We start from the raw sequence: 13,489 nt of genomic DNA, 5'->3' as shown, positions 1-13,489 counted from the left end.
GTATTCATATCAGCATAAAATGCTGATATGAAACACAAAAGTAAGATTTTGAGTCAGATTTATCTAAAAAATACTCAATATTAAAACATATGAAAAAGGGCTTTCATTAACTCAACAGCCTTTATTAGTGTTTATTTGAGCTATTTGGTTAAAGTTTGTGAAATTTACTGATTAATAAGTTTCTTTTTAAATGGTGAAAGACCAAAAGATATAAATGAAACAATTACTATAGCAATTCCAATCATTAAGAAAAGGCTGGTATAGGTATTTAGAGATAGAGTGAGGGTTTCTGAAGATACTTGCTGTTTACTTATCGCAGTTAATTGAGCAACTAATCCACCCAAAATCGAAGCAAATGCCAAGAATACCCACCACACTCCAATCATAAAGCCATTAACTTTAGCTGGAGCAAGTCTACTAAACATTGATAGCCCAATCGCGGATATTAGCAATTCCCCTAGTGCTTGAAGTGCATAACTACCAAATAGCCAGTATGATGAGATTACACCACTATGAGCTGTAAACTTAGAAACATACAGTAGTATGAAAGACAGGCCTATTACAAGTAACCCAGTAGAGAATTTGCTATATACATTTAAGCTAAACTTCGTGTTATTAGAGTGTACATAGTACATCGCTAAGATTGGACTTAAAACAAATATCCAGAAAGGATTAAGTGCTTGGAATGTCTCCGGTGCTATTATAAATCCTAAAATTGAATGATCTGTGTTTTTGATAGTAAAGAGGTTTATTGATGATGCCATTTGTATGTATGATATCTTATATACTATAGCTTCACACATTAGTATCAAAGCAAGCATCATCTTGTAGAAGTAGCCATCTTTCTTGTATAAAAATGCTAAATACATATAGATAAGTAGACAAGCAATAAAACTCAAAATGACTATTAATTTTGCTAAGAATAGATATGCAAGTAGAGCTTTGACTATATATATCATAGCAATTACCCCTATTATTACCCAGAATAAATAACTTAATCTAAGCTTTTTGGCACCTGCGTGAGTAGAGATATGCTTCATTGTGAAACCAAAGCCTACAAAAGTAGCTATAGCAAAAATTAAAGCTATAGAGATAACTACAAAACTCGCAGAGTAACCGTAATGTTTTGCAATCGTTGGAATTGCTAAGCTACCAAGTAGTGAGCCTAAATTTATAGCCATATAAAAAAGAGTGAAAGCATTGCTGATTTGTCCGGAGTCGCTTTTTTCATAACATTTTGATAGCAGGCTTGTAGGATTTGATTTAAATAAACCTGTACCAACACATATAAAAGAAAGTCCCCATAGTGTTGATTCCTTATCCCCGATCGTTAGAAGTACGTAACCACTTAACAAGACAATAAGTCCCAGAACAATGGTTCTTTTCGCCCCAAGAATTGCATCTCCAATATAGCCACCTAATACTATAAAAGCATATACTAGTGCTGCAAATGCAGCATAGGTCGCAATTGCCGAACTTTCACTTAATTGAATGCTACCACGTTGTAAATAAACAACTAAAATGGCAACTAAAGCCTGATAGCCAAATCGCTCCCATATCTCTAACATAAAGATAGTATAAAAAGCCTTAGGCTGTTCAAAGATCTTTAACATAAGTTGGTTTCCAATTATTTCTAATTAATTTGATAGTAGAGATTGAGGTTAAGTTTAATGAGCATGAAGTGATATTTATCTCTACATTCTTTCAGGAATAGAGATTCCCAACAAATCTGCTGCTGTAGTCATGGCTTTTATTGTTGCCATACATAATGCTATTCTTGATTTTTTTAGTTGCTCACCTTCAATATTCATTATAGGGCAGTTTACATAAAACTTATTAAAGCTATTGGCTAGAGAATATGCATATTCACAAATATGATGAGGTTGGGAGTTTTCATAAGCACGAGATATTGCAATAGGGAATTGTATTAACTGTAGTTGTAGTTTTTCTTCATGTTCATTAGCTGCTTTTGCTATTCTATATTCTTTAGCTAAAGTATTAATGTTGTAGTTCTCGCCGAAGATCTTTCTCAAAATAGCTTTTGCTCTAACGGTTGTATATAGTAAGTATGGACCTGTTTTGCCTTCATATTGGGCGAATTTTTCTAAATCAAAAATATAGTCATTAGAGTAGTTGTTAACCAAATCACCAAACTTAATGGTTGCCATAGCTACTTGATTAATGATATTTTCATCCTTCTCCTCAGGCATTCTTTTGTGAGCATACTCTTTTGCTTGAGATATTAGATCTGAAAGGTGCATTACGCCACCTTCACGTGTTTTAAATGGACGACCATCCTTACCATTTACTGTACCAAATGCAACGTGTTTAAGTTTACATTCTTCATTAACGACTTTTGTTCTCTTGGCCACACTAAATACTTGCTTAAAGTGAAGGGACTGTCTTTTATCTACCACATAAATTATTTCATCGGGATTTAAATCTTTAGCACGCTGCCATAGTGTTGCAAGGTCTGTTGTGCCGTACATCACACCACCATCTTTTTTGATAACTATAAGAGGAGGTATTCCTTCCTTATTGGTGTCAATGACCCATGCACCTTCATCTTCATATATGAAGTTATTCGTTTTAAAATAGTCAATCATTTCATCTACGAACTTGTTCGCATCACTTTCACCAAGCCATAAGTCAAAATGGACATCTAAACTATCAAAATCTTTTTTAATAGCTTCTATAGATATTCTCACGAAATGCTGCCATAGAGCTACGTAGCCTTTACGGCCTTGTTGAAGCTCAAAAGTTGCTTGTCTTGCTTTATCCATTTCAGTTATATCTGATTTGCATCTTCTTGACGCTCTAGGATATATTTCCGCAAGTTCTTGAACTGTTACAGGAGAGCTTTTTGGATATTCACCGCTATAGTTCTCATCAAAGTATACAAGCTCTGGGGATTCTAGTTTTATTTCTTCTATTAGCATGCCCATTTGTGTGCCCCAGTCACCAAGGTGAACATCTGATATTACATTATCATTATAGAATCTGTGTATTCTTTGTAGCGCATCTCCTAAAAGTGCTGATCTAATATGTCCAACGTGCATTGGCTTGGCTACGTTTGGACCTCCAAAGTCTAAAACTACTTTTTTTGATTGGGCATTAGTTTGTACGCCAAATTTAGGTGAGTTGAGAAATTTGTCAGTTGTACTAGCCAGAAATTTATCTGATAATGATATGTTTATAAATCCAGGCTTAGCTACTTCAAGTTTAGAGAAAATATCTTCTCTATCAATTTGCTCTATTATCTCTTGGGCTATTATTAGAGGAGCTTTCTTAGCAAATTTAGCTAGTGGCATAGCGCCATTACATTGAAAGTGACCCACGCCTTCACGAGTAGATGTTACAACTTTAGCAAAAGTTTGAGAGTACCCTAGCTTTTCAAATGCTTGAGCGAATATGTCTGATAAATAGTTTTCTATATTCATTGAAATAGTCCAGTTCTTTGTTTTAGAAGTTACCGTCTTTAAAATTAAAAATGGAAAAATTAAGTAAATGTAGATATAATATCACGGTTATTTTTAAAAACTCAATAAAATTAAGGCTTTTAAAGGTCAAATATGCTAAAGGGGATTCACAGGTATTTACTAGTATGTTTAGGTACTGTAGCATTTACAGTGCAAGCGCATGCTGCGCGAATTATTAGTAAAAATCCTATCAAAGAAGATTGGAAGTGTGAAATTGTAGATGGTCAATGGAGCTGCAAAAGAGCAGAAAAGCCGAAGAACGTTTTTGATAAAGAAATTAGTGCAGCAGAAAAAGAGAAAGCTTTAGCTGATGATTTAGCGTGGGTTAAGAAACCAGAAACTTTTGTAGGAGGTTATTATAGTAATGACCCTCAGTTTACTCAAGCACTATGTGCTTCAAAGAAGACTGATCTTAGTTATGAAAATTCAGAATTTGACAATGACGGTACATTAATTGCTTCTGGTAATGTTCAAGTTCTTCAGTGTGATCAAGAATTATATGGGAATAATGCCATAGTAAATCTAACTAGTGATAATAGTGCAATTAGATCAATGGTCATGACAGGTGATGTGATTGCTAAACAACCATCTACTGGGATCGTAATTAGGACTAAAGAGCTAGACTCTGATATGACTAATGGTACTTATAGTACTGGCGAAGCTTACTTTAGAATGGCACGTGAGACACCTGATACTAGAATATATAATAAAGAGAACTTTACTGGTTATTTGCGCGGTTATGCGAAAACTCTTAAGAAAGAGGAAGATGGTAATATAATGCTTTCAGATGGTTATATTACTTCTGGTGGACCATATGATAATGCTTGGAAAATAACTGGTAGTGATATCGATATCGATACTAATACAGAGATGGCATATGTTAAAAATGGCTTCTTCAAAATAGATGATGTGCCAGTGATGTATATACCATATTTCTCACACCCGATAAATGATAAACGTAAATCTGGATTCTTATTCCCAGGTTTTGTTCAAAATAGTAACTCTGGCATAGGGGTTTCAGTACCATATTATTTCAACCTAGCACCAAACTATGATTTCTTACTTAATAACGTTATTTGGTCAGAAAGAGGTATTATGGAGAATGGTACATTCCGTTACATGACCAAATACTTTGAGGGACAGTTTGAAGGGTCGTTAGTTCCATGGGACTTCAAAGAAGGAAGAATGAGAGGAGCTTTTGATATAACTACTTCAGGTAAGTACTCCTTAGGCGATGCAGGGGCTCTATCTACAAATCTAATATATGAGTATGTGAGTGATGAGAATTATTACAATGACTTCTCGTCAGGAAATGTTGATTTAGTGACAAAAACATTACTAACTAGGCAGTTCAATCTTAATTATGGTTATAAACAATATGTTACAGCTGGTATAACAGTTCTAGATTATGGAGTTGTTAACCCGGCTATTGATCTTGCGAATATACCTTATGCTAAACTTCCAGAGGTAAAGTTTAACGTAACTTCTGATGGCTACACTCCTGATTATGTAACTCTCAGTGCTGATACTCTTAATACATACTACTATAAATCACCTTGGGCAATAAATCCTGCTGTAGGTCCTGAGAAAGGGACTAATGTGAGTGGTTTTAGATCTTATGAAGCTCCAAAGATCAAGGGTAACTTTAACAATGGTTGGGGGTATTTTAATCCATCCTTAGAGCTGCCTATTCGTTATTACCAGCTTGATAGAAAATCATCTGATACAATTAAGTTTGATAATAGTACAGTCACAAGTGTTTTACCTATCTTCAATATAGATGCAGCTGCTTATTTTGACAGGGATTATACAACTGAAAGTGGTTCTTATACGCAGACAATTAAGCCGAGGTTATTTTATACATATATCCCTTATCAAGATCAAACTGATATTCCAATATTTGATACAAGTATGCAGAATCAACAATATATGCAGATGTTCCAAGTAAATAGGTTTACAGGCTACGATAGAATCAATAATGCTAATCAGTTAACTTATGCATTAGAAACTTATACAACGAGCCAAGACGATGGAAGTACTTTAGCTTCTGCTAAAATTGGCCAGATGGCATATTTTGAGGATAGAAAAGTTAATTTGTGCCAAGGTGATGCTAAATGTCCATATCCGGGTATGGAAGATCAATTTGGAAAAGATATGTTCTCACCTGTAATGTCATCGTTTGAGTTTCAAGTAATGAAGAATATTTACTTGTCAGCACAAATTAACTATAGATTACAAACATCGAAGTTTGACTATCAAGTCTACCAATTATCATATAAAGATGAGAATGAAAATATTTTCAATATTTCTTATAACAGTATTGAAAACAACTGGAATTCTATCACACAAGAGCAAATTAATAATGGAGCGACGCCACAGCCTCAGGAGACAATAACGTTATCAACAATATTAAATATTACAGATCATTGGGGTGTTACAGCGTTATGGAACTATAACTTTAAACAGCAGAAGATATCGAATGTATTTGCAGGCTTTCAATACAATGCTAAATCTTGGGCTCTTAGAGCCATGTGGCAAGCAACAGCTTACACCAATGAGAATCCTAACGATCCTAATGCTTTGGCGAACCTTACGAGCACTTATATGCTGGAGTTTGAGCTTAAAGGTCTTGGTGGAATTGGTCAAGCGAATGATTTATCTTCACGCTTGCAACAGATAAACGGTTATAAAATTGGCGAATGGGGAGAAGGCATATAATGAAGAGGTTATTGGCTTCAATTATTATAATGCTGTTAATTATTTCCACAGGGGTATCTGATATTTCGTCTAGTTTGTTTCAAAATTCATTTAATTCTAGTATAAGTGCACCAGCAGATTCACCAGAAATGTCTGAAGATAAAAGACATTTGGTTAATAAGACAGTAGCGATAGTTAATAGTAAGCCTATTACTTCTTTTGAACTGGATCGAGAGGTAGCAAAGCTCGAAGCTATGAATCCAAATGCAAATTTTAATTCTGATTCATTACAAATTAGAAGGGAAGCTTTGCAAGAATTAATAGCTCAAAGCGTTTTGTTACAATTGGCTGAGCGAAATAATATTGTGGTTTCTAATCAGCAGCTTGACTCCGCAATAAAAGATATAGCTGCAAAAAATGGCGTTTCTGTTGACTCTCTTAAATTAAATATTGAAGCATCAGGCATGTCTTTTGATAGCTATAAGAAAAGAATCAGAGAGCAGCTTATGGTGAGCCAATTACAACAACAAGCTATTTCACAACAAGTATATGTTTCTCCGGAGGAAATCCAAAAATATATTAAAAAGCATCAAGAGCAATTCGATAAAGAAATGGCTCCTGTTAAGCTTTATACTTTAAAAAATCTGATTGTGGCTCTACCAGATTCAAAAAAAGCACGTCAAAAGAAAATAGATTTATTTAAGAAATTAGCAATTGCTGTTAATAAAGGCTATATTGACTTTTCTGAAGTTGTTAAGCAATTTTCTCAAGCTCCTAATGCCACTTATGGCGGTATTGTTAGCCAACAGGTAAAATTTGATTCAATACCTAGTATTTATAAAGAGTATGTAAAAGATTTGAAAGAACATCAAGTATCTGAGCCTTTTATAATAAACCATACTCTACAAATGATATATGTAGACAATATTGATGAAAAAGCTCCGATGCTCAGTAAAAAAGTTACTAAGTATTATGTTTATGCTATTGAAATAAAGCTAGATGGTAGCATGACAGAAGAGGGAGCTAAAAGCTCCTTAGATCGAGCTAGGCTTGCTATAGAGAGTGGTCAAAGTTTTACAAAGGTTGCTTTAAAGTATAATCAAGATTATGATCATGCGAATGGTAGGTTTAGATGGGTTTCAAGGTTAGATAGTCCACCTGTCATACCACCAGCAGCGTTTTCAAAATTAGAATCAATGAAAAAAGGAGAGGTTTCTGAACCTTTTCAGGCAGATTCTAAGACTTGGATGATTATCAAATATACTAAAGTAAAAGAACATGATGCGGCAGAGGAGCTTAAAGAACAGAAAGCACTGGAAGCAATATTCTCTGAGAAAGCCCAAGAAGTATATAAGACATGGTTAACTTCTATGAAGGATGATGCTTATATTGAAATATTAGAAAGTGATTTAAAGACACCAGAACTTTATTAAAATGCAATATAAAACAAAAGCTAAAAAATCATTAGGTCAAAATTTTCTGCAAGATGAAAATATAATAAGAAAGATAGTTCAATTAGCGAATATTAAAAAAGATGACATGGTGCTTGAAATAGGCCCTGGTTTAGGAGCATTGACTCGCTATATACTCACATACTCTAACCATGTAAGTGTAGTTGAGTTTGATGCTAGTGTCATTGATACTTTGTTACAAAACTGTCAAAAATATGGCGAGCCAAAAATTTTTAATGAAGACTTTTTGAAATTTAACTTAGATACCCTTAGAGTCGAACATCAGCAAAAAATAAAACTTCTCGGTAATTTGCCCTATAATATCTCATCACCAATATTGTTCAAAGTGATTGAGCAAAGCGACAAGATTATCGATGCTCATTTTATGCTTCAGAAAGAAGTTGTAGAGAGAATTATATCTCAACCAAATTCCAAGTCTTATGGGAGGCTATCAGTGGTTTTACAGTATCATTTTGATTGCAATATGATAATGAAAATTCCTCCTGAAGTGTTTTATCCTAAGCCTAAAGTTGATTCGGCTATTTTACGTCTTAAACCAAAAACTAATAAACTGATTATTAATGATTATCACTTTTTTGAAAGTATTGTTAAACAAAGCTTTGCGCAACGCAGAAAAACTCTGCATAATAATCTTAAAGGTATATTAAAAGGACTTAATGTAGATCCTAGTACTTTGCCCGTAAATACAAAGTTAAGAGCGGAAAATTTAAGTGTGGAGGATTTTGTTAGTTTAGCAAACTTTTTGAAATAAGGTGTAAGATAAATGGCTACATATGTTATTGGTGACGTACAAGGCTGTTACGATGAGTTGCAATTGTTGTTGCAAGATATAAAGTTTAATAAAAATAAAGATAAACTTATTTTTGCAGGAGATATTTTAAATAAAGGACCTAAGTCTCTTGAGACAGTTGATTTCATAATGTCTTTAGGAGAGTCAGCGCAAGTTGTATTAGGTAATCATGAGATATTATTTCTGGCTATTAGCTATAACTACTTGCCGTCAAGTAGTAAAAATACTTTCGATGATATTATTAAAGCTAATAACTTAAGAGAAATTCAAGAGTGGTTATGTAATCAAAGTCTTCTAATCAAAGTAAACGATACTTTTGTTGTTCATGCGGGAATTCCACATATTTGGTCGCCTAAAAAAGCTCTTAAAAGAGCCAATGAAGTAGAGTTTGTATTAAGAAATATAACGACTAGAAGGCTTTTATTAGCTAATCTGTTTAATAATGAAATGGAAAAGTGGAATAAAGAGTTAGAGGGTATAGATAGATGGTTGTGTATACTTAACTACTTTACTAGAATGAGAACAATAGATAAAAATGGGAAGTTAAATCTTAAGTTCAGCTCAACAATTGATCAAATCCCACAAAGTTTTAAACCATGGTTTAAGATCAAGCATAAGAAATTTGAAAATAAATATAAGATAGTTTTTGGTCATTGGGCAGCTATCAAAGGAGAAACAAAAGATAAAGGTGCTATAGCTTTGGATACAGGTTGTGTTTTTGGTGGTCGACTAAGTTGTTATTGTATAGAAACGCATAAGCACTATAGTGTTAAAGCTTTAAAAAGCTATAAGGATGTTTAATATGGATATTTTACTTATTAATGGTCCAAACCTTAATCTATTAGGTAAGAGACAACCTCATATTTATGGTAATAAGACTATTGATGATATTAATAATGAGTTACTTAAAATAGCACAAAATAATAATGTAACTGTTGATTTTTTCCAGAGTAATCATGAGGGAGAGATCGTTGATAAAATCCAACAATCAGCGTCTAAAATAATAATTATAAACCCAGCTGCATATACTCATACAAGCATTGCAATACGCGATGCTTTTTTGGCTACAGAGAAGCCTTTTATTGAAATACATTTGTCGAATATATATAATAGAGAAGAGTTTAGGACTAAGTCGCTTCTATCAGATATTGCTCATGGATGCATATTTGGGTTTGGGCCAAACGGATATACATTAGCGCTAATAGAAGCAATTAACTATATTAATATGAAAGGAGAGTAGAAACATGGATTTATTAAAAGCGATAGATAGAGTAGCAGAGATTCTTAACTCGAGTGATATCAAAGAGATTAGAGTTAAAGATGGTGGCTCAAGCATCTTTATGACAAAAAATAATACTGCTGCTACGGTTGTATCATCAGCTCCTGCTGTAAGTAGTGTTGCTTCAGCAGCACCAGTAGCAGCTAGTGCTCCAACTACTGCAACTTCAGCTCCTAAGCAAGTAGAAGCAGAAGAAATTAACGGTGAAGAAGTTAAATCTCCGATGGTTGGTACTTTTTATAGTGCGTCTTCTCCTGATGCGGCACCTTATGTTAAAGAAGGTCAAGAAGTTAAAAAAGGCGATGTTCTTTGTATAATTGAAGCAATGAAAATTATGAACAAGATTGAAGCTGAGAAAGCTGGTAAAATTGTTAAAATTATTGCTAAAGATGGTGATCCTGTACAATTCGATCAACCTTTATTTATTATTGAATAATAAACAATCAGTAATTTAAGTAAAGACTTCATAAATCTAGTATAAACTTTTAAAGGTAATACAAAATGATTAAAAAAGTATTAATTGCCAATAGAGGTGAGATAGCTCTTAGAATATTAAGAGCATGTAGAGAGTTGGGGATTAAAACAGTAGCTGTTTATTCAACTGCTGATGCTAATCTGATGCATGTTAAGTTGGCTGATGAAGCAGTTTGTATAGGTCCAGCTGCACCTAACCTTAGCTATCTTAATATTCAAGCAATCATCACAGCTGCAGAAATAACTAATGCCGATGCTATTCATCCAGGATATGGTTTCTTATCAGAAAATGCAAAGTTTGCAAAAGCTGTTGAAGAGAGTGGTTTTATCTTTATAGGGCCACGTGCAGAAAGTATCGAAGTGATGGGTGACAAAGTTGAAGCTATTAAGTGGATGAAAAAAGCTGGTGTTCCTTGTGTTCCTGGATCTGGTGGCCCACTTGGTAGTGATGAAAAGAAAAATTTAGAGATTGCTGAGCAAATTGGTTATCCAGTTATTATCAAAGCAGCTGGCGGCGGCGGTGGCCGTGGTATGAGTATTGTTAGAAAGAAAGAAGATTTAATTAGTTCTATCTCTCTAACAAAAAGTGAGGCTAGAATTGCTTTTAACAATGATATGGTATACATGGAGAAGTTCTTAGAAAACCCTCGTCATATTGAAATTCAGGTATTTGGTGATGGAAGGGGAGAAGCTGTGTATCTATTTGAGAGGGACTGCTCTACTCAAAGAAGACACCAAAAAGTCATAGAAGAAGCTCCTGCAATTGGTTTGACTGATGAGCAAAGAAAGCGTATTGGTGAACAATGTGTTAATGCTTGTAAAATACTTAAATATCGTGGAGCGGGTACTTTTGAGTTCTTATATGAGAATGGAGAGTTCTATTTCATTGAAATGAATACAAGGATTCAGGTGGAGCATCCAGTTACAGAATCAATTACTTCTACAGATCTTATCAAAGAGCAAATTAAAGTTGCAGGTGGAAGTAACTTAAGCTGGAAGCAAGAAGATATTGCTATAGTTGGACATGCTATTGAATGTAGGATTAATGCTGAAGATCCTGAGAAAATGATTCCTTCTCCAGGTACTATAGATATGTATCATGCTCCTGCTGGTCCAAGAGTTCGTGTTGACTCCCATATATACTCTGGTTATACAGTACCACCAAATTATGATTCGATGATTGCAAAAGTAATTGTTCGTGGACATGATAGAGAGACTGCACTACAAAAAATGCGTGCTGCGCTTGAAGAAATGGTAATTAACGGAATCAAAACTAATATACCTCTTCATCAAGAAATTCTTAATAATGAGGAATTTATTAAGGGTGGAACTAACATTCATTTCTTGGAAAAAATGTTAGAAAAGAAAAAACAACCTAAGTAAATCTATTCTTTCACCTATATCTTCATTTAAATTTTAAATTTTTTCTTATATACTTTTATCAATATTTAAAATAATATCATATTTGTAAATTATGCATAGTTTTCAAACTTTTCTAAAGTCTACAAGAGAAGCAAAAGAGCTTCAAAGAGAGACAGTTGCAGATGCTATAAACTTATCAGTACAAACAATTGAGATAATCGAAGAAGCTGATAATGATTCATTATTACAAAATTCTAGTAGTGTACTTAAAAATCAAGTGAGAAGATACTGTGAATATTTAGAAATTTCTGAAAAGAAGATAGTATCGATACTTAATAAAATAGATGTGTTGCACTATAAAAAGTCACGTTATGGTAAGTTAAAACTGTTTGATTATATAAACAGATTTGCAATTCTTATACTAGCTGTAGTAATAATAGTTTTAGTGATTAAACACTTAAAAGAAGATGTATATGTATCAGTATCAGAAGAGAGTCCTAAATCAGCTATAATCTATACACCAATCAATTATGATTTAAATGAACCTGATCAACAACAGCAGACCGTAGAGCATAAGCCTGTCGCTGATATATCTGCTACTCAAAATGTCTCAAGTAGTAATAATGGAGTGGATAGTGGCTCTTCAGAAGTAACAAAGGCTGGGAATGATTCTCCTGATGCTACTATTAATCAAAGAGCTATGAAGGCACATCCACCTGCAACTGCTAATATGAATAATATTGTTATTGATGACGGTATTGATGATACTACTAAGTAATATTTAACTATAGTTTCTTTATAATGAATGTTTTAAATAATGTATTACTTAGAGTGGAGAACTACTCAGTTTCTTATATTCTATTTATAGATTTTATTTTATGCTTCGTACTTAGTGTAATTATTTCAGTTCTTGGTAGTATCTTAGTAATTAGGTATAAAAATACAATTAGATTTACATTTGTTAAATCATTTAAGTTAACTTTATATCTAATAATATGGGCTTATTTTATTAAGACTTGTGTCGACTTACCCGTAATAGTCCATCTGCCAAATTATAAAGAAGTTATAATTTTGTATTCTGACAAAATTTTTGATTTTTGCGTCTACTTGGCAATTATTATTAGTTTATTCAAATTCTTGTATAATAGTAAAAGTATAGCTATTGAAAAGAAAAAAACACAAAATAAAGATGCGTATAGTGATTTTAGAGATATTAATGCCATATATAAAGCTTTTGAATTAGGAGCAGTGGCTATCTCTGTTATATTGGTTTTAGCAGCATTTAATGTTCCTTTAACAGCTTTGGGAGCCTTTAGTGGAGTTGCTTTTGCCGGACTGACTTTTTCTCAAAGTACTTTGATAACGAATTTTTTTGGTGGTTTATTTGTTGTATTTAATCGTAAGTATTCTGAGGGGGATGTGATTTCATCTGATATTAATTCATCGATAAAGTTTAGTGGAACTATTAAAAAAATTGGCACTCTTACAACACAGGTTGATAATTATGAAACAGCGCCAATGCATATTCCAAATTCAGTGTTTTTGAATACTTGTATAACAACAACTTCGCGTCGTACTCACAGACGTATAGTACAATTTATAACTATTGATTATAGGTATATCGATAAAATACCAGTTATTAAAGAAAAAATTCTAGCGGTGCTTAAATCTCATCCTAATATTGATCAGAATAAAACAGTATCAGTATCATTAGCTTCGAGTGGAAGTAATATCTCTGGTAAATTAGAAGGGAGTTTTGGAGCTAATGGCGTGAATTTGCAGGTCTATGCAATGGTAAGTAAAGTATTTTTTGTTGACTTCATAACAGTTCAGGATGAGATATTTTTGAGTATTGCAAAAGAGCTGAATAATTTAAATGTTGAATTTGCAATTAATCCAATTACTTTGAATAAGTCGCAGTACCAACCTTAAGTAT

The 13,489-nt window shown here is 33.3% G+C and carries 11 protein-coding genes; 9 read left to right on the top strand and 2 right to left on the bottom strand.

Features of this window, described 5'->3' with window-relative positions:
* Nucleotides 1-164 precede the first annotated feature (164 nt).
* The gene (locus F3D57_RS08375; RefSeq protein ID WP_150465912.1) at nt 165-1,613 is read right to left on the bottom strand and encodes an oligopeptide:H+ symporter; all 1,449 of its coding nucleotides are present in this window, start codon (nt 1,611-1,613) and stop codon (nt 165-167) included.
* An 81-nt stretch (nt 1,614-1,694) separates the two neighbouring features.
* Nucleotides 1,695-3,440, bottom strand: a complete 1,746-nt coding sequence (gene argS / locus F3D57_RS08370) for an arginine--tRNA ligase (protein ID WP_150465911.1) — start codon at nt 3,438-3,440, stop codon at nt 1,695-1,697.
* A gap of 132 nt (nt 3,441-3,572) precedes the next feature.
* Between argS and F3D57_RS08365 the strand changes: the two genes are divergently transcribed.
* The 9 genes from F3D57_RS08365 (at nt 3,573) to F3D57_RS08325 (ending at nt 13,485) form a co-directional block, all read left to right on the top strand.
* Complete coding sequence (locus tag F3D57_RS08365; protein WP_150465910.1) at nt 3,573-6,197, top strand: LPS-assembly protein LptD; 2,625 nt, start codon at nt 3,573-3,575, stop codon at nt 6,195-6,197.
* Nucleotides 6,197-7,609, top strand: a complete 1,413-nt coding sequence (locus F3D57_RS08360; RefSeq protein ID WP_150465909.1) for a SurA N-terminal domain-containing protein — start codon at nt 6,197-6,199, stop codon at nt 7,607-7,609. Before F3D57_RS08365 ends, F3D57_RS08360 begins: the two co-directional genes overlap by 1 nt.
* A gap of 1 nt (nt 7,610) precedes the next feature.
* Nucleotides 7,611-8,399: a 16S rRNA (adenine(1518)-N(6)/adenine(1519)-N(6))-dimethyltransferase RsmA gene (rsmA, locus tag F3D57_RS08355; protein WP_150465908.1), complete on the top strand. Its 789-nt coding sequence runs from the start codon at nt 7,611-7,613 to the stop codon at nt 8,397-8,399.
* 12 nt (nt 8,400-8,411) lie between these two features.
* Entirely contained in the window at nt 8,412-9,239 is an 828-nt protein-coding gene (locus F3D57_RS08350; RefSeq protein WP_150465907.1) for a symmetrical bis(5'-nucleosyl)-tetraphosphatase, read from the top strand.
* A 1-nt stretch (nt 9,240) separates the two neighbouring features.
* Nucleotides 9,241-9,678: a type II 3-dehydroquinate dehydratase gene (gene aroQ, locus F3D57_RS08345; RefSeq protein ID WP_150465906.1), complete on the top strand. Its 438-nt coding sequence runs from the start codon at nt 9,241-9,243 to the stop codon at nt 9,676-9,678.
* Nucleotides 9,679-9,682: 4 nt separating this feature from the next.
* Nucleotides 9,683-10,153 carry an acetyl-CoA carboxylase biotin carboxyl carrier protein gene (gene accB, locus F3D57_RS08340; protein ID WP_013923530.1) on the top strand — a complete coding sequence of 157 codons (471 nt, stop codon included), beginning with the start codon at nt 9,683-9,685 and terminating at the stop codon, nt 10,151-10,153.
* 65 nt (nt 10,154-10,218) lie between these two features.
* The gene (gene accC, locus F3D57_RS08335) at nt 10,219-11,574 is read left to right on the top strand and encodes an acetyl-CoA carboxylase biotin carboxylase subunit (protein ID WP_013923529.1); all 1,356 of its coding nucleotides are present in this window, start codon (nt 10,219-10,221) and stop codon (nt 11,572-11,574) included.
* Nucleotides 11,575-11,665: 91 nt separating this feature from the next.
* On the top strand, nt 11,666-12,331 hold the full coding sequence (locus F3D57_RS08330; protein WP_150465905.1) for a helix-turn-helix domain-containing protein: 666 nt from the start codon (nt 11,666-11,668) through the stop codon (nt 12,329-12,331).
* 23 nt (nt 12,332-12,354) lie between these two features.
* Nucleotides 12,355-13,485 (top strand): mechanosensitive ion channel family protein, encoded by a 1,131-nt coding sequence (locus tag F3D57_RS08325; RefSeq protein ID WP_150465904.1) that lies wholly within the window; start codon nt 12,355-12,357, stop codon nt 13,483-13,485.
* Nucleotides 13,486-13,489: the final 4 nt, after the last annotated feature.

Source organism: Francisella sp. SYW-2 (assembly GCF_008711475.1).
GTDB classification, from domain to species: Bacteria; Pseudomonadota; Gammaproteobacteria; order Francisellales; family Francisellaceae; genus Francisella; species Francisella salimarina.
The sequence above is the reverse complement of the archived record's forward strand: the minus strand, read 5'-3'. Positions and strand labels throughout refer to the sequence as shown.